This window comes from Streptomonospora arabica (assembly GCF_039531585.1).
GTDB classification, from domain to species: Bacteria; Actinomycetota; Actinomycetes; order Streptosporangiales; family Streptosporangiaceae; genus Streptomonospora; species Streptomonospora halophila.
The window spans coordinates 113,637-138,799 of record NZ_BAAAQI010000014.1 but is presented as its reverse complement, the minus strand read 5'-3'; the positions used below and the strand labels follow the sequence as shown (position 1 = coordinate 138,799).

At 71.0% G+C, this 25,163-nt stretch carries 22 protein-coding genes, 2 tRNA genes and 1 pseudogene; 8 read left to right on the top strand and 17 right to left on the bottom strand.

Annotation, left to right across the window (positions count from 1 at the left end):
• The 5 genes and pseudogenes from ABD284_RS25830 to ABD284_RS19820 all read right to left on the bottom strand — a co-directional run.
• Positions 1-165 (bottom strand): annotated as a pseudogene (locus tag ABD284_RS25830) (IS982 family transposase); the annotation flags it as partial.
• Between the two features lie 62 nt (positions 166-227).
• The gene (locus ABD284_RS19835) at positions 228-596 is read right to left on the bottom strand and encodes a DUF4233 domain-containing protein (RefSeq protein WP_344145627.1); all 369 of its coding nucleotides are present in this window, start codon (positions 594-596) and stop codon (positions 228-230) included.
• Between the two features lie 2 nt (positions 597-598).
• Entirely contained in the window at positions 599-1,945 is a 1,347-nt protein-coding gene (locus ABD284_RS19830) for a bifunctional folylpolyglutamate synthase/dihydrofolate synthase (protein WP_344145647.1), read from the bottom strand.
• Positions 1,946-2,084: 139 nt separating this feature from the next.
• On the bottom strand, positions 2,085-3,497 hold the full coding sequence (locus ABD284_RS19825) for an LVIVD repeat-containing protein (RefSeq protein WP_344145645.1): 1,413 nt from the start codon (positions 3,495-3,497) through the stop codon (positions 2,085-2,087).
• 240 nt (positions 3,498-3,737) lie between these two features.
• Positions 3,738-5,162, bottom strand: coding sequence for an LVIVD repeat-containing protein (locus ABD284_RS19820; RefSeq protein ID WP_344145625.1), 1,425 nt, complete (start codon positions 5,160-5,162; stop codon positions 3,738-3,740).
• 324 nt (positions 5,163-5,486) lie between these two features.
• Here ABD284_RS19820 and ABD284_RS19815 point away from each other — a divergent pair, with 324 nt between their 5' ends.
• Positions 5,487-6,206 carry a DUF305 domain-containing protein gene (locus ABD284_RS19815; RefSeq protein ID WP_344145623.1) on the top strand — a complete coding sequence of 240 codons (720 nt, stop codon included), beginning with the start codon at positions 5,487-5,489 and terminating at the stop codon, positions 6,204-6,206.
• A 216-nt stretch (positions 6,207-6,422) separates the two neighbouring features.
• Here ABD284_RS19815 and clpX read toward each other — a convergent pair whose 3' ends face one another.
• The 5 genes from clpX to ABD284_RS19790 all read right to left on the bottom strand — a co-directional run bounded on the left by clpX (position 6,423) and on the right by ABD284_RS19790 (position 11,282).
• Entirely contained in the window at positions 6,423-7,703 is a 1,281-nt protein-coding gene (gene clpX, locus ABD284_RS19810; RefSeq protein WP_344145621.1) for an ATP-dependent Clp protease ATP-binding subunit ClpX, read from the bottom strand.
• Between the two features lie 251 nt (positions 7,704-7,954).
• Entirely contained in the window at positions 7,955-8,614 is a 660-nt protein-coding gene (locus tag ABD284_RS19805) for an ATP-dependent Clp protease proteolytic subunit (RefSeq protein ID WP_311543648.1), read from the bottom strand.
• Positions 8,615-8,661: 47 nt separating this feature from the next.
• Positions 8,662-9,267, bottom strand: coding sequence for a ClpP family protease (locus tag ABD284_RS19800; RefSeq protein ID WP_344145643.1), 606 nt, complete (start codon positions 9,265-9,267; stop codon positions 8,662-8,664).
• A 272-nt stretch (positions 9,268-9,539) separates the two neighbouring features.
• The gene (gene tig / locus ABD284_RS19795) at positions 9,540-10,979 is read right to left on the bottom strand and encodes a trigger factor (protein WP_344145618.1); all 1,440 of its coding nucleotides are present in this window, start codon (positions 10,977-10,979) and stop codon (positions 9,540-9,542) included.
• Positions 10,980-11,207: 228 nt separating this feature from the next.
• A tRNA-Pro gene (locus ABD284_RS19790) sits at positions 11,208-11,282 on the bottom strand.
• Positions 11,283-11,395: 113 nt separating this feature from the next.
• Between ABD284_RS19790 and ABD284_RS19785 the strand changes: the two genes are divergently transcribed.
• Positions 11,396-11,466 (top strand) — tRNA-Gly (locus ABD284_RS19785).
• Positions 11,467-11,604: 138 nt separating this feature from the next.
• On the opposite strand, the gene ABD284_RS19780 is transcribed toward ABD284_RS19785, so the two are convergent.
• From ABD284_RS19780 to ABD284_RS19770, 3 genes are all read right to left on the bottom strand, one after another.
• Positions 11,605-11,727, bottom strand: a complete 123-nt coding sequence (locus ABD284_RS19780) for a hypothetical protein (protein WP_344145616.1) — start codon at positions 11,725-11,727, stop codon at positions 11,605-11,607.
• An 87-nt stretch (positions 11,728-11,814) separates the two neighbouring features.
• A complete protein-coding gene (locus ABD284_RS19775) occupies positions 11,815-12,273 on the bottom strand; it encodes a hypothetical protein (protein WP_344145614.1) in 459 nt (152 codons plus the stop codon).
• A 146-nt stretch (positions 12,274-12,419) separates the two neighbouring features.
• Positions 12,420-12,851 carry a DNA-binding protein gene (locus ABD284_RS19770; protein ID WP_344145612.1) on the bottom strand — a complete coding sequence of 144 codons (432 nt, stop codon included), beginning with the start codon at positions 12,849-12,851 and terminating at the stop codon, positions 12,420-12,422.
• A gap of 198 nt (positions 12,852-13,049) precedes the next feature.
• Between ABD284_RS19770 and ABD284_RS19765 the strand changes: the two genes are divergently transcribed.
• The 4 genes from ABD284_RS19765 (at position 13,050) to ABD284_RS19750 (ending at position 18,440) form a co-directional block, all read left to right on the top strand.
• The gene (locus ABD284_RS19765) at positions 13,050-13,553 is read left to right on the top strand and encodes an adenylyltransferase/cytidyltransferase family protein (protein WP_344145610.1); all 504 of its coding nucleotides are present in this window, start codon (positions 13,050-13,052) and stop codon (positions 13,551-13,553) included.
• Positions 13,554-13,890: 337 nt separating this feature from the next.
• Positions 13,891-15,783, top strand: coding sequence for an ABC transporter ATP-binding protein (locus ABD284_RS19760; protein WP_344145641.1), 1,893 nt, complete (start codon positions 13,891-13,893; stop codon positions 15,781-15,783).
• Positions 15,784-16,076: 293 nt separating this feature from the next.
• Positions 16,077-16,712 (top strand): TetR/AcrR family transcriptional regulator, encoded by a 636-nt coding sequence (locus ABD284_RS19755; RefSeq protein WP_344145609.1) that lies wholly within the window; start codon positions 16,077-16,079, stop codon positions 16,710-16,712.
• Positions 16,713-16,805: 93 nt separating this feature from the next.
• On the top strand, positions 16,806-18,440 hold the full coding sequence (locus ABD284_RS19750) for an MDR family MFS transporter (protein ID WP_344145608.1): 1,635 nt from the start codon (positions 16,806-16,808) through the stop codon (positions 18,438-18,440).
• 198 nt (positions 18,441-18,638) lie between these two features.
• Here ABD284_RS19750 and ABD284_RS19745 read toward each other — a convergent pair whose 3' ends face one another.
• Complete coding sequence (locus tag ABD284_RS19745) at positions 18,639-19,367, bottom strand: (2Fe-2S) ferredoxin domain-containing protein (protein ID WP_344145607.1); 729 nt, start codon at positions 19,365-19,367, stop codon at positions 18,639-18,641.
• A gap of 144 nt (positions 19,368-19,511) precedes the next feature.
• Between ABD284_RS19745 and ABD284_RS19740 the strand changes: the two genes are divergently transcribed.
• Positions 19,512-20,315 carry an ABC transporter ATP-binding protein gene (locus tag ABD284_RS19740; protein ID WP_344145606.1) on the top strand — a complete coding sequence of 268 codons (804 nt, stop codon included), beginning with the start codon at positions 19,512-19,514 and terminating at the stop codon, positions 20,313-20,315.
• A gap of 109 nt (positions 20,316-20,424) precedes the next feature.
• On the opposite strand, the gene ABD284_RS19735 is transcribed toward ABD284_RS19740, so the two are convergent.
• The 3 genes from ABD284_RS19735 to ABD284_RS19725 all read right to left on the bottom strand — a co-directional run bounded on the left by ABD284_RS19735 (position 20,425) and on the right by ABD284_RS19725 (position 23,387).
• The gene (locus ABD284_RS19735) at positions 20,425-20,649 is read right to left on the bottom strand and encodes an antitoxin (RefSeq protein WP_344145605.1); all 225 of its coding nucleotides are present in this window, start codon (positions 20,647-20,649) and stop codon (positions 20,425-20,427) included.
• A 140-nt stretch (positions 20,650-20,789) separates the two neighbouring features.
• The gene (mgtE, locus tag ABD284_RS19730) at positions 20,790-22,133 is read right to left on the bottom strand and encodes a magnesium transporter (RefSeq protein ID WP_344145604.1); all 1,344 of its coding nucleotides are present in this window, start codon (positions 22,131-22,133) and stop codon (positions 20,790-20,792) included.
• A gap of 150 nt (positions 22,134-22,283) precedes the next feature.
• Positions 22,284-23,387 (bottom strand): PP2C family protein-serine/threonine phosphatase, encoded by a 1,104-nt coding sequence (locus tag ABD284_RS19725; RefSeq protein WP_344145602.1) that lies wholly within the window; start codon positions 23,385-23,387, stop codon positions 22,284-22,286.
• A gap of 303 nt (positions 23,388-23,690) precedes the next feature.
• Between ABD284_RS19725 and ABD284_RS19720 the strand changes: the two genes are divergently transcribed.
• Positions 23,691-24,965 carry a GNAT family N-acetyltransferase gene (locus tag ABD284_RS19720; RefSeq protein ID WP_344145600.1) on the top strand — a complete coding sequence of 425 codons (1,275 nt, stop codon included), beginning with the start codon at positions 23,691-23,693 and terminating at the stop codon, positions 24,963-24,965.
• Positions 24,966-25,163: the final 198 nt, after the last annotated feature.

Sequence of the window (25,163 nt, the reverse complement as noted above, 5' to 3'; positions counted from 1 at the left end):
GGAGTCGCAGCGCAGCAGGACTTGGGCGATGGCGACGCAGACGAGTTCGGCGTCGGTGAGCAGCCGGGCGGGGCCGCGTTTTCCCGGTTTCCTGCCCGAGGGCAGGACGTGGTCGTCCAGGTGGACACAGAGTGCGGTGAGAAGGGCGTCGAGGTTTGTCTTCACACACTGATCTTCGGCGCCCTTCGCCATGCCCGCAGCCGGTTCGGGAAACTCCCATCAACGATCTAGCCCGCTGCGCCGGCCTCGCCCGGGCTCTCCTGCTGCGCGCGGCGCGCCTGCGCCGCGTCCTGGGCGTCGGTGCGCCGGCCCAGCATCACGGCCGTCACCCACAGCGCCAGGAAGAGGACGCCCAGCACCGCCAGGCCCGGCACGACGAAGCCCGTGGCCAAGAACGCCGCCTGCAGCGCCCAGCCCGCGTAGTGGGCCCAGGCGAACCGCTGCAGCATCGACAGCACGAGCGCGGCCAGGGACAGGCCGCCCCACACGGTGCCGGCCGTCGCCGGTGCGATGCCGACGATCTGGACGGCGACCGGAACGGCCAGCAGGATGACGACGAACTCCAGGGAGAGCACCATCGCGCACATCCGCCGCATGGTCAGTCCCCCTTGAGCAGATGGCGGGCGTCGCCGGCCGTGACGACCGAGCCGGTGATCAGCACGCCGGCGCCGCTGGGTTCGCCGTCGGCCTCGGCGAGTGCAATCGCGGTGTCGATGGCGTCGTCGAGGCGCTCGGACAGGTGCACCCGCTCGGAGCCGAAGACCGGCTCGGCGATGTCGTGGAGCTGCTCGGGCGTGAGGCTGCGCGACGAGGAGTTGGTGGTGACCACGACTTCGGCGAGCAGCGGCTCCAGGGGCTCCAGGATGCCCTCGACGTCCTTGTCGGCCATGATCGACAGGACGCCGACGAGCCGGATGAACCCGAACTCCTCCTGCACGGCCTCGGACACAGCGGCCATCCCGGCCGGGTTGTGCGCGGCGTCGACCAGCACCGTGGGTGTGGTACGCAGGACCTCCAGGCGCCCGGGGGACTCGACGCCGGCCAGCGCCTCCGAGACCAGCTGGGGGTCGAGCCGCTCGTCGCCCTCGCCGGGTCCGGCGAACGCCTCGACCGCGGCCACCGCCACGGCGGCGTTGCCGGCCTGGTGTGCGCCGAACATCGGCAGGAACAGGCCCTCGTAGCCGCCGCGCAGGCCCTTCAGCGAGAGCTGCTGGCCGCCCACGGCGATGCCGCGGTGGGCGACGCCGAACTCCAGGCCTTCGCGGGCCACCTGCGCCCCGATCTCGGAGACGTGGCGCATCAGCACCTCGGCGGCGTCCAGCGGCTGTTGGGCGAGCACGGCGATGGAGTCGGGCTTGATGATGCCCGCCTTCTCCTCGGCGATGCCCTCGACGGTGTCGGGCAGGAACTCGGTGTGGTCGACGGCGATGGGCGTGACCACGGCGACGTCGGCGTCGGCCACGTTGGTGGCGTCCCAGGTGCCGCCCATGCCCACCTCGACCACGGCGACGTCCACCGGGGTGTCGGCGAAGAGCGCGTAGGCCATGCCTGTCAGCACCTCGAAGAACGACAGCGGGATCTCGTGGGAGGAGTCGACCAGCTCCACGTAGGGCCGGATGTCGTTGTAGGCCTCGACGAAGCGCTCCTCGGAGACCGGCTCGCCGTCGACGACGACGCGCTCGCGCATGGTGCGCAGGTGCGGGCTGGTGTAGCGGCCCACGCGCAGGTGGCGCTCGCGCAGCAGCGCGTCGATCATCCGGGCCGTGGAGGTCTTGCCGTTGGTGCCCGTGATGTGGATGACCCGGTAGTTGTGCTGGGGGTCGCCCAGCAGGTCCATCAGCGCGCGGATCCGCTCGGTCGAGGGGTCGATGTCGGTCTCGACCCGGCGGGCGGTGATCTCGGCGGCGATCCGGGTGTACTGCTCGTGGATCCCGGCCTCACTCACGGCGCGGCCGGCGTTTCGACTGGTGTGCACACACGACCACCCTACTCACCCCCGAGGCGTGTCGGCGCCGGGCATGCGGCGGTCCGCCGTCCTCCGCGGAGGACGGCGGACCGCCGTGTCGCGCTAGTCCCGGGCCGGTCTAGCGGCCGGGGCGGTACTTGGGCTGGCTCTGCGGGTTGAACTGGTCGTAGGTGACCTTCTCGGCCTTCCTCAGCCGGCGGTCGTCCAGCTTCAGCACGTCCAGGCCCCGCACGATGTCGGAGGAGTAGACGTGGCCGTTGTAGTAGTAGGTGGACCAGGTGTCGCTGCCGATCACACCGGCCTCCTCGTCCGGCGCCACGTCGAAGTAGCCGATCTCGCGCGGGTTCTCCGGGTCGTTGAGGTCGATGACCGAGACGCCGCCCTGGTACCAGGACTGGACGAAGTAGTCCTTGCCCGGCACCGGGATCAGCGACCCGTTGTGCGCGACGCAGACCTGCTCGCCCTGGTGGCGGTCGATCTTGAAGTAGCTCGCGAACTCCAGGCGCGGGTGCCGCTTGCCGCCCTTGAGGGAGTAGATCGCGTCGGCGCCGCGCTCGGGCCCGATCTCCTCGGTGCAGGTGGGTGCGCCTCCGCCGCCGAGCTCGTCGGTGAACAGCACGGACCTGGCGTCGTTGGTGAACGTCGCGGAGTGCCAGAAGGCGAAGTTCTCGTCGCGGACGGTTTCGGTGACCTCCGGCTCCACCGGGTCGCTGATGTCGAGCATCACGCCGTCGCCCATGCACGCGGCGGCGGCGATGTCGCGCGCGGGGAAGACGGTGATGTCGTGGCAGCCCTGCGTGGGCAGCAGCAGGCCGTCCTGGTCCTCGTTCCCGCCCTCGGGGAAGATCACGGGCTCGTTGACCACCGAGGCCGAGGCGGGGTCGTCCCTGGGCACCTCGATCACCGAGATCTTGTCGTGCGGGGGCTTGCAGTTGGGATAGGAGTCGGAGGGCGCGTAGGAGGACACGTAGACGTAGTCGGTGTCGGCGTCGCCGGGCACCAGCGTGTTGGTGTGCGAACCGCAGTCGGTGCGCACCGCCCCCACGTACTTCGGCGCCGTCTTGTCGGAGAGGTCGAAGATCCGGACGCCCTCGAACGCGTCGGCGTCCTCGGGAGTGCTGGCCGGCGCACCGCACTCCTCGCTCTCGCGCGGATAGTCCACGGAGTAGTACAGCAGGTCGCCGCTCACGGAGACGTCGCCCTGCCCGCCCTCGCAGAGCACGCGGCTGGCGACCTGCGGGGACGTCGGGTCGGAGATGTCGTAGACGATGAAGCCGTTGTAGTTGCCGTCGATCGCGTAGTCGCCGGAGAAGGCCAGGTCCGAGCCGACGCTGTCGACCGGGGCCTGCAGCGGGACGTTGGCGAGGTGCTCGACGTTGTCGCTGGAGGTGTCGTCGGCCGCCGCGGCCGGTGCCAGGGCCGTGCCCAGCAGCAGCGCTGCGGCGGAGGCGGCCACGCCGGCGGTGAGGCGGCCGGCGCGGCGCCGGGTTCGGCGAGGGGCTGACGGGGGGACGGGGGATGCGGGTCGCATCGGCATGGATCACTCCCGGTGGTTACCTGCACGGGACGGGTCCGTGCGGGCGGTGGCCCGCTGTCGGGGGACGGACCCGCCGGAACCGCGGGCAGAGGGCGGGTGTGTGGCGGCGGTGGGGCCACCGCCGCCACACGCCCGGGCGCTCCGCTGCCGCGGCAACGCGCAGCACGGCCCGCCGCTGTTGGCCGCGGACCGTGCTCGCGCCGTACTCGGGCGAATCAGGCAGAGCCGGGACGGTCAGCGACCGGGCCGGTACTTGGGCTGGCTCTGCGGGTTGAACTCGTCGTAGGTGACCTTCTCGGCCTTCCTCAGCCGGCGGTCGTCCAGCTTCAGCACGTCGAAGCCCTGCTGGATGTCGGAGGAGTAGACGTAGCCGTTGTAGTAGTAGGCCGACCAGGATCCGCCCAGCTGCAGCTCGTCCTGGTCGAGGGGGCCGCGGTCGAAGTAGCCGATCTCGCGCGGGTTCTTCGGATTGTTGAAGTCGATCACCGAGACGCCGCCCTGGTACCAGGACTGGACGAAGTAGTCCTTGCCCGGCACCGGGATCAGGGAGCCGTTGTGCGCGACGCAGTTCTCGGTGTCGGTCTGGTGGCGGTCGATCTTGAAGTAGCTCGCGAACTTCAGCCGCGGGTGCCGCTTGCCGCCCTTGAGGGAGTAGATCGCGTCGGCGCCGCGCTCGGGCCCGATCTCCTCGTTGCAGGTGGGGGCACCGCCGCCGCCGAGCTCGTCGGTGAAGATGACCGAGCGGGCCGTATTGCTGAAGGTGGCCGAGTGCCAGAAGGCGAAGTTGTCGTCGCGGACGACGTCGGTGACGACCGGCTCCAGCGGGTCGCTGATGTCCATCATCACGCCGTCGCCCATGCAGGCCCCCGCGGCCATGTCCTTGCGGGGAAGCACGGTGATGTCGTGGCAGCCCTCGGTCGGGCGGAGCTCACCGCTGCCGCCGGGATTGCCCCCGTCGGGGAACAGCACCGGCTCGCTGACGACCGAGGCCGAGGCCGGGTCGTCCTTGGGCACCTCGATCACCGAGATCTTGTCGTGCGGCGTCTGGCAGTTGGGATAGGAGTCGGAGGGCGCGTAGGAGGACACGTAGACGTAGTCGGTGTCGGCGTCGCCGGGCACCAGCGTGTTGGTGTGCGAACCGCAGTCGGTGCGCACCGCGCCGACGTACTGGGGAGCGGCCATGTCGGAGAGGTCGAAGATCCGGACACCCTCGAACGCGTCGGCGTCCTCCGGTGTGCTGGCCGGAGCGCCGCACTCCTCGCTCTCGCGCGGATAGTCCACGGAGTAGTACAGCAGGTCGCCGCTCACGGAGACGTCGCCCTGCCCGCCCGGACACAGAACCTGGCTTACGACCTGCGGAGACTCCGGATCGGAGATGTCGTAGACCATGAAGCCGTTGTAGTTGCCGTCGATCGCGTAGTCGCCGGTGAAAGCGAGATCGGAATTGAAGGCGCCGTAGTCCGCGAACGGACCCTCTTTGGCGAGGTTGGCGATATGTTCGACGTTCTTGCTGGTCGAGACGTCGTCCGCGGTGTCCGCGAACGCCGCCGGCGCCAGCGCCGCCGCGGCCAGAGCCGCCGTCGCGGCACCGGCGACGACCGCACCGGTCCGCCGCGCGCGAGCGCTCCATAGCAGGAAAGGCCGGGGGGATGTCGACATGTGCCCTCCTAATCCGAAGCATCCCGAATCTTAAGAAAGCTACCCATACCCCGACCGGGTTGTACAGACCACCTTCCTCACGAAACCCGAACTCAACATTCCGCGATCTTCGGCGGGGATACATTTCACATACCGCCAGCTTCATCCGCAAAAGTGGCATTGACGTGGCAAAACGGCGCCGATCGGCGACGGGAATCCTCCTCCCGCGGTGCCCGGAAGGGGCCGAGAACCAGGTCGACACTCTGGACAAGCCGTCTGCGCGGTGAGTAGACAAGCACTGGAGCGGCACCCCCGACGCCGCCGTCCCCCGTGGAAGGAGCCCCCGTGCGGAACAGGGTCCTGGCGGCCGCAGCCGCCGTCCTCCTCGCCGGCCTCACCGCCTGCACCGGCGGCGACCAGCCCGCCGACTCCGCCGACGGACCGCCCGTCCTCGCGCCGGGGGCACCCGGCGAGTCCGCCTCACCGGCCTCCCAGCAGCAGATCGACGCGGCCGCCGAGGGCCTCGAACACAACAAGGCCGACATCAGCTACGTCGCGCTGATGATCGGGCACCACGAGCAGGCGCTCGTCATGACGGACCTGGCCAAGGAGCGGATGAAGAGCTCCGACCTCAAGAAGATCGCCGACCGCATCGAGACCTCGCAGGGCCCCGAGATCGAGGCGATGGAGGCGTGGCTGGAGGAGAACGTCTACGGCTCGGGCGCAAACGACCCCGCACCGGGCGCCTGTGCACCCGAGCACGGCCACCACGGCGACGGCGGCGGCCACGACCACGGGAAGGGCGGCTGCCCGGTCGAGGTGAACCACGCCGACATGGCCGGGATGGCCAGCCAGGAGGAGTTGGACGCGCTGGAGGCGGCCGAGGGCGCGGAGTTCGACACGATGTTCGTCGACCTGATGACCACCCACCACGAAGGCGCCATCACCATGGCCGAGGAGGCCGTGCTCGAAGGCAAGGACCCGGTCGTGCTGCGGATGGCCAACGACGTCATCGCCGAGCAGACGGCCGACATCAACCGCATGGACGAGGTCCTCGACGGCTGAGCCCGCGCCGCCGGAGCGCGGCACGCGTCCGGGCGCGCCCCGCTCGCAGCACGCGCACCCGCGCCGGGCCCGAGCGCCGGGCGGTGACCGTCGGCAGGACGCGGCGGCAGCGGTCGGAACGGCCTGAGGTACCGGTACCGCGCCGAAACGACGGCGGGCGGGCTCCCCGAGGGGAGTCCGCCCGCCGTCGTGTGCGAGCTGCGGGCGCCGAAGCGCTCAGGCGCTCTTCTCCTCGCGCTCGGGGCCCCGCTTGGTCCGCGGCACGATGGTCGGGTTCACGTGCTCCAGGACCGCCTCGCGGGTGATGATGACCTGGCCGACGTCCTCGCGGCTGGGCACCTCGTACATCACCGACAGCAGCACCTCCTCGATGATGGCGCGCAGCCCGCGTGCACCGGTGCCGCGGATGATGCCCTGCTCGGCGATGGCGTCCAGCGCGTCGTCGCTGAACTGCAGCTCGACGTTGTCCAGCTCGAACAGCCGCTGGTACTGCTTGACCAGCGCGTTGCGCGGCTCGGTGAGGATGCGGATCAGCGCCTGGCGGTCCAGATTGTGCACGCTGGTGATGACCGGGAGGCGGCCGACGAACTCGGGGATCATGCCGAACTTGAGCAGGTCCTCGGGCATGACGTCGGTGAACTGGTCGGAGGCGTCCTCGCCGCTGGCGGCCGAGGGCCGCAGCACCGCGTTGAAGCCCATGCCCTGCTTGCCGACGCGGGACTCGATGAGCTTCTCCAGGCCGGCGAACGCTCCGCCGCAGATGAACAGCACGTTGGTGGTGTCGATCTGGATGAACTCCTGATGGGGGTGCTTGCGCCCGCCCTGCGGAGGCACGCTGGCGGTGGTCCCCTCCAGTATTTTCAGCAGCGCCTGCTGCACGCCCTCGCCGGAGACGTCGCGGGTGATCGAGGGGTTCTCGCTCTTGCGCGCGACCTTGTCGACCTCGTCGATGTAGATGATGCCGGTCTCGGCCTTCTTGACGTCGTAGTCGGCGGCCTGGATCAGTTTCAGCAGGATGTTCTCGACGTCCTCGCCGACGTAGCCGGCCTCGGTGAGCGCGGTGGCGTCGGCGATGGCGAAGGGGACGTTGAGGATCTTGGCCAGGGTCTGGGCGAGCAGGGTCTTACCCGACCCGGTGGGGCCGAGCAGCAGGATGTTGGACTTCGCGATCTCCACGTCCTCGTCGCGCGGGCGGTCGCCCTCGGACTGGACGCGCTTGTAGTGGTTGTAGACGGCGACCGACAGCGCCTTCTTCGCCTGCTCCTGGCCGATCACGTACGAGTCGAGGAACTCGTAGATCTCGCGCGGCTTGGGCAGGCTGTCCCACTTGAGCTCGGTGGAGTCGGCGAGCTCCTCCTCGATTATCTCGTTGCACAGATCGATGCACTCGTCGCAGATGTAGACGCCGGGGCCGGCAATGAGCTTCTTCACCTGCTTCTGGCTCTTGCCGCAGAACGAGCACTTCAGCAGGTCTCCACCGTCGCCGATGCGTGCCACCCAGCCACTCCTTAAAACGTAGGCCACCCCGTCATCGGCCACCCGGCGGTGCCGCGAAAGCGGATGACGTGCCCTGTCTTCGAGCAAGCTACCGCTTCTGCAGGATATGCCCTTCGCGCGAACGATGGGCGGGGCGATCTGTGCGTCGTTCCTCCGAGACTAAGCGAAGCCGCGGACCGGCATCACCACACAGCGGTCGCACGGCGTGTGGTGGCCGGCCCGCCTCGGACGCTCGCCGCCCCGGCGCGCCCCTACTTCAGGGACGTCTTGCGGTAGGGCAGGACGTAGTCGACCAGCCCGTACTCCTTGGCGCCTTCGGCGGTGAGGATCTTGTCCCGCTCGATGTCGCGGGAAACCTGCTCCTGGGTCTGGCCCGTGTGCCGGGCCAGCGTCTGCTCCATCTGCTCACGGATCCGCATGATCTCGTTCGCCTGGATCTCGATGTCGCTGGCCTGGCCGTGGGTGCCCTCGGTCGCGGGCTGGTGGATCAGCACGCGGGCGTTGGGCAGGCAGCCGCGCTTGCCCTTGGTCCCGCCGGCGAGCAGCACCGCGGCCGCGGAGGCGGCCTGGCCGATGCACACCGTCTGAATGTCGGGGCGCACGAACTGCATCGTGTCGTAGATGGCCATCAGCGCGGTGAAGGAGCCGCCCGGGGAGTTGATGTACATCTGGATGTCCCGGTCGGCGTCGATCTGCTCAAGCGTGATGAGCTGCGCCATGATGTCGTTGGCGGAGGTGTCGTCGATCTGCACCCCGACGAAGATGATCCGCTCTTCGAAGAGCTTGTTGTAGGGGTTCATCTCCTTGACGCCGTACGACGTGCGTTCGACGTAGGAGGGCAGGATGTAGCGGCTCTGCGGGCTCATCGGCGCCATGCCGCCGCCATAGGGGCTGGGGTTGTACTCGGTCATGTTCTGGCCTTCCACAGTGCACCTGTCCACACGGATGGGTTCGCCGGTCACCCGGCCTGCGACTGCTCCCCGGTCACGTCGAGGGTTCCCTCGAGCACCTCGTCGATGAAGCCGTAGTCCTTGGACTCCTGGGCGGTGAACCAGCGGTCGCGGTCGGCGTCCTTCTCGATCTGCTCCTGGGCCTGGCCGGTGTGCAGCGAGACGCGCTCGAAGAACATCCGCTTCACGTACAGCAGCTGGTCGGCCAGGATGCGGATGTCGGAGGCGGTGCCTCCGATCCCGCCGGAGGGCTGGTGCATCATGACGCGGGTGTGCGGCAGCGCGTAGCGCTTGCCGGGCGCGCCGGCGCACAGCAGGAGCTGGCCCATGGACGCCGCCATTCCCATCCCCACCGTGCGGACGTGGTTGGGGATGTACTGCATGACGTCGTAGATGGCCATGCCGGCGGTAACCGAACCGCCGGGCGAGTTGATGTAAAGCGTGATGTCGCGCTGGCGGTCCTCGGCCGACAGCAGCAGCAGCTCGCCCACGATGCGGTTGGCGATCTCGTCGTCGACCTGCTGGCCGAGGAAGACGATGCGCTGGCGCAGCAGGCGCTGGGACGTATGCTCGTACATCGAGGGAAAAGGCGACTCGGGCGTACGGGCGTCGATTCCCTGGGACTCATTGAAGGTCGGCGGCACTCTCGTCACCTGCTCCGGACTCGAAACGGTTGCGACGCCTGCGACACTAACGCCCGCAGCGGTTCGGCTCGCACGATTGGCGGGCCTGTTCGCTTTGAGCGCAGGTGGCCGCGGCGCCTGCCTGGACTTTCCGCAATGAGCGAACGAGCCCCGCGCCGACCCGGGCGGGCGGTGCGGGGCTCGAATGCTCGTGATGCGACAACGCGCGGTACCTCTCCCCGGGTGGGGGCACAGGCAGCGGACTACCTCTGCTCGGCCTCGGCGCTGTCGCGGACCTCGGGGCTGTCGGACCCGGTGTCCAGCTCCTCGGCTCCCTCGGCGACCGCGGCCTCGGCGTCGGCGGCCGACTCGGCCTCGCCGGCACCGGCCTCGTCCTCGGCCTCCCGCTCGACCACGTTGCCGGACTCGTCGGTGATGGTGGCCTTCTCCATCACCAGGTCCAGCGCCTTGGCCCGGACGACCTCGGTGTAGGCCACCTGGATCTGGTTGGACTCGACGAGGTGGTTGGCGAGCTGGTCGGGCGAGACGCCCATGCGCTGGGCCTGCTCCACGACGTACTGGGTGAGCTCGCTGTTGTCAGCCGAGAGCTCCTCCTCGATCGCGATCTGGTCCAGGATGAACCCGGCCTTGACCGCGGAGGTGGCGCCCGTCTTGAGCTCCTCCTCGAACTCCTCCTCCGACTGGCCCTGGGACTCCAGATAGGACTCCTTGCTCAGGCCGCTCTGGGAGAGCTGCTGCTCCAGGCTCTGGTTGCGGCGGTCGACCTCCTCGCCGACCACGGAGTCGGGCAGCGGGATCTCGACCGACTCGACCAGCTTCTCCAGGGCGCGGTCGCGGCCCTGGTTGAGCTGCTGGAGGCGGCGGACCTGCGCCATCCGCGAGCGGATGTCGGCGCGCAGCTCCTCCATGGTGTCGAACTCGCTGGCCATCTGCGCGAACTCGTCGTCGAGCTCCGGCAGCTCCTTGACCTTGACGCTGTGCACCGTGACGGTGACGTCGGCGTCCTGGCCTTCGTACTCGCCGCCGACGAGCTTGGTGGAGAAGGTGGCCGACTCCTCCTCGGACATGCCTTCGAGGGCGTCGTCGAGGCCTTCAAGGATGGTGTTGGTGCCGACCTCGTAGGAGAGGCCGCTGGTCTGCACGTCCTCGAGCGGCTCGCCGTCGACGGAGGCGGAGAGGTCGATGGAGACGTGGTCGCCCTGCTGGACCGGCCGCCCGGCGCCGACGAGGGTGGAGAAGCGCTCGCGCAGGTTGCCCACCTGCTCCTCGACCTGCTCCTCGGTCGCCTCGGCGTCGTCGACGGTGACCTGCATGCCCTCGTAGTCGGGCACCTCGAACTTGGGTCGGACGTCGACCTCGGCCGTGAAGGCGAGCTCGTCGTTGTCCTCCAGTTTGGTGACCTCCACGTCGGGCTGGCCGAGAGCGAAGATCTCCTCCTTCTGGATGGCCTCGTTGTACAGCTCCGGGACGGCGTGGTTCACCGCTTCGCTGATCACCGCTCCGCGCCCGACGTGCCGGTCGATCAGCCGAGCGGGCGCCTTGCCGGGGCGGAAGCCCTTGATGCGCACCTGCTTGGCGAGCGACTTGTAGGTCACGTCGAAGGCATGCTCAAGTTCCTCGAAGGGAACCTCGATGGTCAGCTTGACCCGGGTCGGGCTGAGCTCCTCGACATCGGTCTTCACGGGGCGGTACTCCTAGATTGCGGGCAGTTTTCCGGGACGACCCGGCACGCAGGGCACACTCCCGGCCACCGGACTGACGTACCGGCAGGCCGGCGCAGGCTGTGTGTCACCGAGCTGCGGGGCCCGAGACTGGCTTTGGCGTTTTCCTGCTGATCGTGCCAAGTCTAGGGCAGTCAGAGCGGCCCTCACGGCGCACGCGGCACGCGCCCGGCGCCACGAGTCTTCTTGTCGGGGAGGCGGGATTCGAACCCGCGGCCTCATGCTCCCAAAGCATGCGCGCTAACCAAGCTGCGCTACTCCCCGTGAACCTCGCGCCGGTGCCCGCGAAAATTTGGCACAACCCGCGCTGCGAAGACTGTAGTCTGGTCTCCGTCGGCCCCACGAGTCTAGAGGAAACTCCGGGGCACTGACGCCACGCGGGCGTAGTTCAATGGTAGAACTCCAGCCTTCCAAGCTGGCCATGCGGGTTCGATTCCCGTCGCCCGCTCTGACCGCCGAAGGGCCAGGTCAGCCGGGAGCCCCGGCGGACCTGGCCCTTGGCCGTAGAGGGTGCTGATCGGCGCGAGCGCCGCCCTGTTCCGGCACGGCCGGGCGCCGCGAGGCGACGGCCGGCGGGGCCCCGTTGTCAGGGCACCGGGTTCTGCTCGGGCGTGGGGTGTCGGGCGGGCGCTGCCTTCGTCCCCCTGCGGCCGAACCACGCCAGGAGCGCGCCGGCGACCAGTAGCGGGCCGGCGACCAGCCATGCCATCGACACCGCGATGAAGCCGCCGATGCCGGACAGCGGCCGCCGTGCCGACCGGGGTGCGCGGGCAGGCTCCGGGAGCGGCGCGGGCGGTCAGTTCTCCGTTCCGGGGCCGCCTCCGGGGCCGCTCTTGGGTTCGGGCTGCGGGGGCGGACGGGCGGTGACCGCCCCTGGCCTGCCGCTGCCGAACCAGGCGAGAAGTGCGCCGACGATCAGCAGCGGTCCGGCGACAATCCATGCCGTCGACACCGCGAGGAAGCCGCCGACACCGGAGACCAGAAGCAGCAGGGCGGCGGTCTTGGACGCTCCTCTGACCAGCGCGCCACCGATGACCGCCGCGACGCCGATGAACCCGGCAGTGAAGGCGAGCCCGACGAAGTTTCCCGGGCCCCCGTTCTCGAAGGTCGAGCCGAGGCCGCCGACGAGCAGCGCGCCGAACCCGCCGATGAGGCCGATCACGACTCCGATGCCGCCGAGGATCATCGCGGTGATCAGCATGCGGGGAGCGTGCACCTTGTCCTCCATGATCGCCCCGCGCCTGCACGCCCGCATCAGCGACTCCTCCGCGCTGCGCTACCGGCTTATGCCACTCCCTTTCAACCCTCCTCGGGCTGGAGTCGCGCGGCTACCATCGCAGCGAACCGGTATCCCCAAGGGAGGACAATCGCCCGAGGGAGTCGGGAGGCGCGGCAGCGGGCTCACTCCCCCGTTCGGCCGTTGAGGCGGTCGTGGCGCTGGCGGGCTGCCTGCGGGGTGCTGAGGCCGAGCCCGAAGGCGATCTCCTGCCAGGTCATGTCGCGGCCGCGGGCCATGGTGAGCAGGCCCGACTCCAGGGCGTCGAGGTCGGCGCGCATGCGCGGGGCCAGGGTGAGCGCCGCGTTGATGTCGGTGTGGTCCGGTTCCTCCTCGCCCGGTTCGCGCTCGGCGCCGCCGGCCGCGAAGTCGTGGACCCGGCGGACGGCGTCGAGCGGCTCCATGACCATGGAGTCCTCCTCCCAGCGGCGACGGGCCTCGCCGGCCGCGTGGCGCCGGGTGATGTGGAACAGGGCTGTGTACTCGCGCTCGCGGCGGGCCGCGTCGGCGGAGGGCGGGGTGAAGGCGGTGGCGGGGTCGCGGCTGCTGCCGGTCATGGGTCCCTCCGGATCGGTTCTCCGGCGTCATGGACGCGTCCGACACGTCGGACGCGATGTTGAACATTATGTTTTCAACGTATCGTGTTGAACACTTTGTTTGCAACGGAATACCGGACCGCGCGGATATGTTGTCTGTGCGGGCGGAGCCGGATGGGTAGCCGACCGAGGTAGCTGTGCCGGCCGTGAAGGTGAGTGATGACGAACCCTGATCCGCTGCAGGTGCCCTCTCTGACGCTGCGCTGGTTCTCCCGGCCCGACTCCCCTGCCGCTCCCGTCGTGGTCACCGGCGCCTTCGACGTGCTGCACGTGGGGCACGTCCGGTTCCTCTCCGACGTCCGGCGGCGCCGGCCCGACCTTCCGCTGGTTGTAGGGGTGGAGGACGACGCGCGTGTACGCGGGTGGAAGGGCCCCAGCCGGCCGGTGAACCCCGACGACGAGCGTGCCGAGGTGCTGTCCGCGCTGATCTGCGTGGACGGGGTCTTCGTGATCTCCGGCCCCGGCGACGTGACGAGCTGGGACGCCTATGCCGACCTCCTGCGCCCCCTGGGCATCGCGGCGCTGGCCTTCACCGACGGCGACCCCCACACCGAGGCCAAGCGGCGCGGCGCGGACGCGCTCGGCGCCGAGGCGTGGGAGATGCCCATGACCCGGGGCCGCTCGACCAGCGCCGCGCTGAGCCGCCTGTCCGGGTCCCCGTAGCTTCCGCCGGAGCCCGGAGTCTGTCGCGGCTCCGAACCCCCTGGGGGCCCGGAGCCTCGCAGCGGCCGCCGACCCGCCCGGCCGCGGCCGCGGCCGCCTCCTCTTCGGCCTCCCGCACGGCTTCCCTCCCGGCCCGCCCCACTGCGCCGCGCGGGCGAGCCGGTAGCCTCCCCACGCCCCCGCATCCGCGCGGAGCAGCGGGGAAGCAGGTATGTGTCGGCGGTGTTGACACATCCGTACGAACACCTGTCCGCGACCTCCTGCGACCTGTGGCAACGGGCGCCGGGATCGCGGCTGAGACGGATTGGAACGGGGTAGCGCCATGATGACGGGCGGGATGGGCGGCGGCCCCCCGATTTACCGGTCGCTGGTCAACGACGGCAGCGCGAAGCGCACCAGCCTCCCGCCGGGCACCGTCCGGCGCATCGCGGACTACGCCCGGCCGCACTGGCGCGCGATCGTGCTCTTCCTGCTGGCGACCTCCGTCAGCTCCGGCATCGTCGTCGCCAACCCGCTGCTCCTCAAGGCCATCATCGATCGGGGCGTATCGCAGCAGGACACCTCACTGGTGGCGATGCTGGCCGTCGGGGTCGCGCTGCTCGCGGTGTTCGAGGCCGCGCTCGGCCTGACGAGCCGCTGGCTGTCCTCGCGCATCGGCGAGGGCGTCATCTACCTGCTGCGCACGCAGGTCTTCCGGCACGTCCAGCGCATGCCGCTGGCCTTCTTCACCCGCACCCAGACCGGCTCGCTCATCAGCCGCCTCAACACCGACGTCGTCGGCGCCCAGCGCGCGATCACCTCGGTGCTGCAGTCGGTGGTCTCCAACCTCATCAGCGCGGTCGCCGTGATCACCACGATGGCGCTGCTGTCGTGGCAGATCACCCTGATCGCGCTGCTGCTGGTCCCGCTGTTCCTCCTGCCGGCGAAGCTGATCGGCCGCAAGGTCGCCGAGATCTCCCGCGACGGGATGGACCTCAACGCCGGCATGAGCTCGCTGATGACCGAGCGGTTCAACGTCGGCGGTGCGATGCTGGTCAAGCTTTACGGCCGCCCCGAGGAGGAGGCCGACTCGTTCGCCGAGCGCGCCGCGCGCGTACGCGACGTCGGCGTCGCCCAGGCGGTCTACGGCGGGCTGCTGTTCACCATGATCGGGCTGATCACCTCGCTGGCCACCGCGGTGGTCTACGGCGTCGGCGGCAACCTGGTCATCGGCGGCGCCTTCGAGCTGGGCACGCTCGTCGCCATGACGACCCTGCTCACGCGCCTCTACGCGCCCATCACGGCGCTGTCGAACGTGCACGTGGAGGTCATGACGGCGCTGGTCAGCTTCGACCGCGTGTTCGAGGTGCTCGACCTGAAGCCGATGATCGCGCAAAGCGCCGACGCCCGCGACCTGCCCGACGGCCCGCTGTCGGTGGAGTTCGACGGCGTCTCCTTCCGCTACCCCACCGCCGACGAGTCGTCGCTGGAGTCGCTGGAGCTGACCCCGCAGGCCGAGACCACGGCCGACACCCAGGTCCTCAGCGACGTGTCCTTCACCGCCGAGGCCGGCCGCCTCGTCGCTCTGGTGGGCCCCTCGGGCGCCGGCAAGACGACGCTGACCCACCTGGTGTCGCGGCTGTACGACCCGCTGGAGGGCTCGGTGCGCATCGGCGGCGTCGACCTGCGCGAGGCGACCGACCGCTCGCTGCGCGACGCCACGGGCGTGGTGACCCAGGACCCGCAGCTCTTCCACGACACCGTGGGAGCCAACCTGCGCTACGCACGCCCCGACGCCACCGACGAGGAGCTGGTCGAGGCCATGCGCGCCGCGCAGCTGGAGAGCCTGCTTGCCAACCTGCCCGACGGCCTGGACACGATGGTCGGCGACCGGGGCTACCGCCTCTCCGGCGGCGAGAAGCAGCGGCTGGCGATCGCGCGCCTGCTACTCAAGGCGCCCTCGGTGGTGGTGCTGGACGAGGCGACCGCGCACCTGGACTCGGAGTCCGAGGCGGCGGTGCAGGAGGCGCTGCGCACCGCGCTCGCCGGGCGCACCTCACTGGTGATCGCGCACCGCCTGGCGACCGTGCGGGAGGCCGACCAGATCCTGGTGCTGGAGGACGGCCGGATTCTGGAGCGGGGCACCCACGAGGAGCTGCTGCGCGAGGGCGGCCTGTACACGGCGCTGTACCGCACCCAGTTCGCCTCGCAGGAGAAGGAGGAGCGGGGCACCGCCGCCACGCGCGCCTGAGCGCTCAGGCAGCCGCGCAGCGGCCCCGCGCCTTCGCCGGGCCGGCAGGGACCGGAGCCTGCGCCGCGGCTCGCGCTCTCGCGCAGTCCAGACGCCCTTTCAGCTCTGAGCGCCGCGCGCAGCCGCCGGTGCGGCCGCGCCGCAGCGGCGGAGCCGCCCCCATGCGGATGGGACGCCTACGGACAAAGAGATACACGTCACGCATTAATTCACTTTGCGCATTTTTTCATCAAGTGCAATCATTGAACGGGAGATGCGGAGAGCGCCTCCGGACTCGGCCGAGGAGGTGGACCATGGGCCTGCGCGAGCGCAAGAAGGCGACCACACGGCGCGCCCTCCAGCGGGCGGCGGTCCGGTTGGCCGTCGAGCGCGGCTCGGAGCACGTGACCGTCGACGACATCGCGGCCGCCGCCGACGTCTCCAAGCGCACGTTCTTCAACTACTTCTCCTCCAAGGAGGAGGCGATCGTCGGCGACGGGCCGCCGCGCCCGGACGACGAGGCCCGTGCGGTCTTCGTCGCCCACGGCCCCACCGGCGACCTGCTGGACGACCTGAAGATCTTCCTGCTCTCCCCGCTGGCCGACTCCGACGCGGAGGACCTGGGCCAGCGGCTGGCCGACGTCCACGAGCGCAAGCGGCTCGCGCAGCGGGAGCCGCACCTGGTGCCGCGGGTCATGGCCGCCTTCGCCGACATGGAGCGGTACGTGGGCGAAAGCGTCGCCGAGCGCCTCGGCGAGGACCCCGACGACATCCGCCCGCAGATCGTCGCGTCGCTGGGGATCACCGCCATGCGGTTCTCCATGCGCCGGCTGCAGACCCATGCGGGCGCCGACGGCTCCGCGGACGCCCGGGACGACGTGTCCGAGCTCCGCGCACTGTTCGACCAGGCCTTCGACGCGCTCCGCCGCACCTTCCGCCCGGCTGCCTAGAACACGCACCGGTCCACACGCAGCGGACGGCCTCCCCGCACCGCGGGGCGCTTGGTCCGCACCACATCCGACCAGGGAAGCGAGAATCCGCCGATGACATCGACTCGGGGGCAGCAGCCGCCCGGGCCCGCGCCGGAGCAGGACTCCGCGGGGCCGCTACCGCGGCGCACGGTGATGTGGGTCTTCTTCGGGGTCATGCTGACGATGCTGCTCGGCGCCCTGGACCAGACCATCGTCTCCACGGCCCTGCCGACCATCGTGGGCGAGCTGAACGGACTGGAGCACCTCTCCTGGGTGGTCACCGCCTACATGCTGGCCGCCACCGTCGGCATGCCGATCTACGGGAAGGCCGGCGACCTCTTCGGCCGCAAGGTCGTGTTCCAGTTCGCCATCATCGTGTTCCTCCTGGGGTCGGTGCTGTGCGGCATGGCCCAGGACATGAACCAGCTCATCCTCTTCCGCGCCCTGCAGGGCATCGGCGGCGGCGGGCTGATGATCAGCGCGCAGGCCATCATCGCCGACATCGTCTCCGCCCGCGACCGCGGTCGCTACATGGGCTTCATCGGCGGCGTCTTCGGCCTCGCGTCGGTCGCCGGCCCGCTGCTGGGCGGGGTGTTCACCGACCACCTCTCCTGGCGCTGGATCTTCTACATCAACCTGCCGCTGGGCGCCGCCGCGCTGCTGGTCACCAGCATCGTGCTGAAGCTGCCCCGGCCGTCGGGCCCGCGCCCCCGGCTGGACTACGCGGGCACGCTCCTGCTGGCCGCGGCCAGCGTGTGCCTGGTGCTGGTCAGCAGCTGGGGCGGCACCGAGTACGACTGGTCCAGCCCGGTGATCATCGGCCTGGGCGCCGGCGCCGCGGCCGCCGCAGCGCTGTTCGTGCTCGCCGAGCGCTACGCGGCCGAGCCCATCATCCCGCTGCGCCTGTTCGCCGACCGCGAGTTCGTGCTGACGTCGCTGGTGGGGATCACCGTGGGCATCGCGATGTTCTCCACGGTGTCCTACCTGCCGACCTTCCTGCAGATGGTCAACGGCGCCAGCGCCACGGAGTCGGGGCTGCGGATGATCCCGATGGTCGCGGGCATGCTGACCGCCACCATCACCACCGGCCAGATCATCAGCCGGACCGGGCGCTACAAGGTCTGGCCGATCGCCGGCACCGCGGTGATCACCGCCGGCCTGGTGCTGCTCTCGCGGATGGACGCCGACACCTCCTACCTGTACAACGCGTCGGCCATGCTGGTGCTCGGCCTGGGTGTGGGCATGGTGATGCAGAACCTGGTGCTGATCGTGCAGAACTCGGCGCCGCAGCGCTACCTCGGCACGGCCACCTCGGCCACCAACTACTTCCGCCAGATCGGCGCCTCGCTCGGCATCGCGGTGTTCGGCTCGATCTTCGTCAGCCGGCTCAACGACGAGGTGGCCGCCATGCCCGGTGCGGCCTCGTCCCAGTTGCAGGCCCGGGGCGGCGAGGCCGGGCTGAGCTCGCTGACCCCGGACATGCTGGCGCGGATGCCCGAGCAGGCCCAGCAGCTGATCGTGCACGCCTTCGCCGACGCCCTGCCGCCGATCTTCATCTACGGCGTGCCGGTCGTGCTGCTCGGATTCGTGCTGGCGTTCTTCATCCGCGAGAAGGCGCTGGCCACCACAGTGGGCACGAGCGGCGGCGACGCGGAGGGCGGCGCCGGCGGCGACCCGAAGCCCGCCGCGGCCCCGGTCGGCGACTAGCCACAAGCGGGAGCCGCGGGGCAGGGGCCCGCTGCGGGCGGCCTACGGGGGGCGGCCGCAGCGGCTCCCAAGCGGGTGCGGGGCGGACGCCGGGCACGCGGCCGCCCCGCACCCGTCTCGCAGAAGTAGACCCGCGCCGACCCGCCCCGGCCGGTCCGGCCGGGGCGGCCGGGGCGGCCGGGGCGGGTCGGCGCGAACCTACTCCTTCGCCCGCTTCGCCGGCTCCTCGGTGCGGCCCCCGCCGCCGGCCTTCCTCCGCTTGCGGCTCTTCCCGGCCTGCTTGCCGTCCTCGCCGTCGTTGCCGTCCTTGCCGTCCGGCCTGCCGGGCGGCCGCGTCCCGGACGGGCCCTCCCCGCCCTGCGCGGCCATTCTCGCCTTCTTGTCCTTCTTGGACTTCTTCTTGTCGTTCTTGGACTTCCTGCCGCTCTTCCCTTCGGGCGGCTCCCCCGCCCCATCCGTCCGGGCGGCCGCACTGCGACTCTTCTGCGCCTTACCCTTCTTCGCCTTCTCGGCCTTCTTGTCCTTTTTCGCCTTTTTGGACTTCTTGTCCTTCTTCGGCTTCTTGGCGTCCTTGGACGTGACGCGCTCCGCCAGGGACTCCGGCAGCGGCGCAGCGCCGGGTCCGCCCGCGCGGATCCAGTCGTCGAGGTCGTCGATCAGCCGGTCCTCGGTGAACCCGCCGAGCCAGACCGGCCGCCCGCCCCCCTCGCGCCCCTCCGCCGAGGGCTGCACGACCACGACGTTGGCCTGGAAGCACGGCCCAAGACAGGTGCTCGTGCGCACGGGGACGTCGCGCCCGGCGCCGTCGCGCAGGCCGCTCAGCCGCTTCAGCTGGCCCTCGTGGTCGACGCCGGGCCGCTTCTCGGCCGTGCCGCAGCAGCAGCCGCGGCACACGATCAGTCGGCAGGGTCGGCCTGTCGGGGTCACCGGTGTCTGCTCCTCGCTGGCCGGCGGCGGTGGCCGTCCGCGCTCCCGGGGGTTCGGGGCACACGGCCCTCGACACCACGGTATCCAGACATTTCAGACAGCCGGCACGCCGCCGCCGCCGGAGAACGCCGCTACCCTGGACCGGTGACCTCCCCGACCTCTCCCGTCCTCGCAGCCGACGGTGTCGACGTCGCCCGATCCGGCAAGAAGCTCCTCGACCACGTGAGCGTCGTCGTCCGCCCCGGAGAGCACTGGGCCCTGCTCGGGCCCAACGGCGCCGGCAAGAGCACGCTGCTCAGCCTGCTCAGCGCCGAGCAGCACCCCACGCGCGGCACCGTCGAGGTGCTCGGCCGGCGGCTCGGCCGCACCGACGTCCGCGAGCTGCGGCGCCACATCGGCCACGTCAACCCGCGCCACGACCTGCGCTCCGCGCTGAGCGGCCGCGACATCGTGCTGACCGGCGCCACCGGCAGCATCGAGCCGCCGCCGCGCTGGCGCCCCTCCCCCGAGCAGGCGGCCCGCGCCGACGCCCTCATGGAGACGATGGGCGTGGGCGCGCTGCGCGACGACACCTGGCCGACGCTCTCCCAAGGCGAGCGCGGCCGGCTGCTGATCGCCCGCGCGCTGATGCCGGCACCCCGGCTGCTCCTGCTCGACGAACCGGCCTCCGGGCTCGACGTCGCCGCCCGCGAGCAGCTGATCACCGGCATCGACGAACTGCGCCGCGAGCACCCTGAGCTGGCCACCGTGCTGGTGACCCACCACCTGGAGGAACTGCCCGCCTCGACCACGCACGCCCTGCTGCTGCGCGCCGGCCAGGTCGTCGCGTCGGGAGAGGCCGAGGAGACGCTGGCCACCAAGCCGGTCACCGCCTGCTTCGACCACCCCATCGCCATCGAGCGCCGCGGCGGCCGCTGGAGCGCGCGGACCGACGACGCCTCGGCCTGAGCACCGTCCGGCCCGGACCTCGGTGCCGAACCGCACACGACGCGGCGGCCGCGGACCGCGGGTTCGTGGTCCGCGACCGCCGCGGTGCGCCGCGTAGCGGTGCGGGCGCCTAGCGCTGCCCCTGCTCGCCGGAGCCGCCCTGGTCCCGGTTCTGCTGCTGGTCGTCGGACAGGTACTCCGTCGCCTTGTCCCCGGCCTTGTCGATCTTGTCGTCGTACTTGCCGCCGGTCTTCTGCTTGGCGAAGTCCTTCACCTTGCCGACGCCCTGCTCGACCTTCCCGCTGTGCTCGCCGACCTTGCGCTTGAGCCTGTCGAACGCGCTGCCTTCGGACATGTCGCCCACCCCCTGTCGGACACGTCGCGGGGCTTGTCCGGTCGCCCTCCGCGATACCCGGTCAGCCGCGCGTTATTCCTCCTGTGGGTAGTCCGCAGACGGCGGCTCGGGCGGGGCCGTCCGGCCGACCGCCGCCGGTGTCACACGCCCAGGATCAGCCGCGCGACCGTGAAGTAGATCAGCAGCCCGGTCGCGTCGACGAGGGTCGAGACCAGGGGCGCCGAGACCACAGCGGGGTCCACTCCCACGCGGCGGGCGAGCAGCGGCATCGTGCTGCCGATGACCGCCGCCCAGGTGCAGATGGCGATCACCGAGGCGGCGACGACCACCGCGATGTGCGCACCCACCAGCGCCGTGCCGATGAGCATCGCGATCGCGGCGAGCATCAGCCCCAGCAGCAGGCCCACCCGCGACTCCTTCCAGGCCACCTTGGGCAGGTCGCGCAGCCGCACCTCGCCCACCGCCAGGGCGCGCACGATCGCGGTGGCCGACTGGGAGCCGACGTTGCCGCCCGTTCCGGTCAGCATCGGCACGAACAGCGCGAGCGCGGTCACCTGCTCCAGGGTCGCCTCGAAGCCCTGCATGACGTTGACCGTCAGCGTGGCCGCGACGATCAGCAGCAGCAGCCACACCGAGCGTGCACGGGCCAGGCGCACGACGCCCGCGGCGACGTAGTGCCCGGCCACCGGGCTGGCGCCGGACTGGCGGGCGATGTCCTCGGAGTCGGCCGCCTCGATCAGTTCCAACGCGTCGTCGAAGGTCAGCAGACCCACGAAGCGCTCCTCGGAGTCCACCACCGGCATCGCGACCATGTTGGCCTGCTGCATCAGCCGGGCGGCCTCCTCGGCCGGCTCGGTGGCGCTCACCCGCGGCACCAGCACGTCGACGATGTCCTTGACCAGGCTGTCGTCGTCGCTGATCACGAGGTCGCTGAGCTGCACGGTGCCGGCCAGGCGGCGGCCGTCGTCGACCACCGGAAGCGTGTAGACCGTCTCGGCGTCGGCGCCCTTGGCCCGCACCACCTCCAGGGCGCGCCCGACGGTCAGGTCGCGGTGCAGGATGACGGTCTCGGGGGTCATGTAGCGCCCGACCGAGCCCTCCGGGTAGCCCAGCAGCGCCGCGGTCATCTTGCGCTGGGCCGGACTGAGGCCGGCCAGGGCGCGGGTGGCGATCTTGGCGGGGGCCTCGCCGATGAGCCGCGCCCGGTCGTCGGGGTCCATCGACTCCAGCAGCTCGTGGAACGCCGTGGCGCGCAGTCCCAGCAGGATCTCCTGCTGGTGGACCGGGTCGAGCTCCTCGAAGACCTCCAGCTCGCGGTCCTTGTCCAACAGCCGGAAGGGGACCAGGGCTATATGACTGGAGACGCGTTCCAGCTCGTCGGCTATCTCATAGGGCTGATGCTCGGCCAGCCACAACCGGATGCCGGTGAGGTCGTTGGCTTCGACCAGCTCGGTCAGCTCCGCGCCGGAGTCGTCTTCGGCCATGCTGAGCACCCCCTCCTGACGAACGCGAAAACTCCGCTGGGGCGCGGGGGCCTCTGGACACGGCAACGAGGCACCACTGGTCTGCCCGGGGAACACGACGACCCTACCGCCACGTGCGCGGCGCCCGGGACGCTGCGGCCGCGGGCGGTCTCAGTCGCGCCAGATCACCACGAGCGCGGTGTCGTCGTTCTTGCCCTTGCTGAGCGAGTTGACGATGGTCTCCGCGCCGGCGCCGAAGCCCTGGAGTGCGGCGGTGTCGGCCGCGCCGAGCAGGCGGTCCACCCCGGCGTCGAGGTCCTCGCCGGGGGTCTCGATCAGCCCGTCGGTGTAGAGCATGATGGCGTCGCCGGGGCGCAGCCGCCCCTTGACCGGGGTGTACTGGGTCTCGGGCATCACGCCCAGCACGATCCCCTTGGCCTCGGTGGAGGACCACCGTCCGGCGCCGTAGTCGAACTGCATCGCCGGCGGGTGGCCCGCCGAGGCGAGCAGGTAGTCGCCGCTCTCCAGGTCCAGGCTCAGGTGCACCGCCGTCACGAAGCCCTCGCCGAGGGCCGTGCCGATGAGGTGGTCGTTGCAGTGGGCGAGGAACTCGCCGCTGGGCACGGCCGAGATCAGGCCGCTGAATGCGCCTGAGAGCAGCAGGGCGCGGGTGCCGGCGTCGACGCCCTTGCCGGAGACGTCGACCACCGCCACCTCCAGGCGGTCGCCCTGGCGCATGGAGACGACGAAGTCGCCGCCGAAGGAGGAGCCGCCGGCCTGGCGCAGCACCGCGGTTCCGCCCCAGCCGTGCGGCAGGCGGGGCAGTTCGCCCTGGGCGCGCAGCCGGTCGCGCAGTTCCAGCAGCATCCGCTCCCCGCTCAGCCCCTGCATGCCCAGGCGCTCGCGCACACCCGAGAGCAGATAGGCCACCACCGCGGTCGCGCCGATGGTCACCAGCAGCCCGGGGCCGACCTGGGAGAAGTCCAGGGTGAAGGCGGTGAACAGCAGCACCGCGGCGTCCACCCCGAGCAGGAACGCCAGGCTCTTGCGTTTGAGCAGCAGGCCGCCCGCCACCACGGTGACGATCACGGCGCTGGGCGGGAACCATCCGGGCGGGCCCCAGACCGCGCCCACGCCGATGCCGACCGCCAGCAGCACCAGAGTGATCAGCACCAGCCGGTAGCGGAAGAGCACCTTGCGCCGCAGCAGCGCGGCCACGCGCTGCCACAGGGAGCGCACATGGCGGAGGGCGCGGGCTGTGGGCTTGGCGTTCATTGTGCCCGCACTGTAGCGCGCACGGCCGCCCCCGGCACGCCGCCCCTGCTGCCCCGACGCCGCTGTCCCCGGTATGGGACCAACCGATATCCCCCCAGCTGACACACCGAATCCCGTATACAACCCCGCACGTTCCAGTATGGGCGGATAATGGCCCGTCCGTCAGTCCGGTGCGGAGATCTCAGGCGATTCGCGGCGAAATCACAGTCCGGGACACCCGGAAAACCGGGCTGCGGTCCGGTCACAACCGGTGAGCGAAAAACCGCTCGCGCCGGAATGCGGACGGTGATAGAGACAGTGGATATGTCCTTCTCCCCTGAATCCTCCGCTCACGAGGCGGAGCCGGACCCGGGCGCGCGGTGGGACGTCCGGGTGCCCGAGGAGTCCGAGCTGCCCGCGGCCGTCCACGTCGTCCACGAGGCGCTGCTGATCCCCGACTACGACTTCCAGGAGGTGCGGGAGAGCGTTGAGGCCGACCGCACCCTGGCGGCCTACGACGGGGCCCGCTGTGTGGGCGCGGCCGGAGTCCACTCCTTCACCATGACCATGCCCGGCGGCCCGCGCCGGGTGGCCGGGGTCACCGACGTGGGCGTGTGGCCCACCCACCGGCGCCGCGGCGTCCTCAGCGCGCTGATGCGCCGGCAGCTGGCCGACATCCGCGACCGGGGCGAGGACGTGGCCGCGCTGTTCGCCTCCGAGGGAGGCATCTACGGCCGCTTCGGCTACGGACCGGCGGCGGCGGCCGTGGACTTCGACGTGCACACCCGCGAGGCCGCTCTGCGCCCCGAGGCGCCGCGCGACCCGGCCCTGCGGCTGCGCCTGGCCGGCGCCGAGGACGTGCGCAAGGAGCTGGAGGAGGTGCACAAGGCCGCCGCGGCCCAGCGCGTCGGGGAGTTCCAGCGCGGCACCTCGTGGTGGGACGCGCTGCTGCGCGACAAGCCCGCGCACCGCCGCGGCCAGAGCGCCCTGCAGTGCGCCGTCGCCGAGGACGACGCGGGCCCCCTGGGCTATGTCCTCTACCGCACCGCGCAGCGCTGGAGCGAGCACGGCGCCGCCGAGGGAAGCCTGCGGGTGAAGGAGATCTACTCCACCGCGCCGGCCGCCGCCACACTGCTGTGGGAGCACGTGCTCACCCGCGACCTGGTGCAGCGGGTCTCCCATGACATGGCCGCGCCCGACGACCCGCTGCTGCACCTGCTGGCCGATCCCTACCGCGTCCGCAGGCGCCAGGTCGACAACCTGTGGATCCGGCTGGTCGACCTGCCCGCCGCGCTGGAGAAGCGGACCTACGCGGCCCCGGTGGACGCGGTGATCGAGGTGCGCGACCGCCACTGCCCGTGGAACGCCGGCCGCTGGCGGCTGAGCGCCGACACCACCGCCGCCCGCTGCACCTCGACCGAAGCCGCGCCCGACGTCAGCCTGGACGTCTCGCACCTGGGCGCCGCCTACCTCGGCGATACCCGCCTGGGCGGCTACCTGGCCGCCGGACTGATCAGCGAGGCGGCTCCGGGAGCCGTGCACCGGCTCGACACGGCGCTGCACCGGTCCGACCGGCCGCACTGCGGCAACATCTTCTAGGCCGCTCCCGGCCGGCCGGGGAGCGGACGCGTACCCGGTGGTCGGCGCGGATCCCCCGCACTCACGGGAGATCCGCGCCGAACGGGGCTTTCCAGCCCGGGTCGTTGGTATTACCGTCACAGCAGAGCGCGCGCACCGCCCGCGGCCGCACCGCCCGATCGGCGCCCGCGCTCGCGGACCGGCGGATCCGCGCACCGG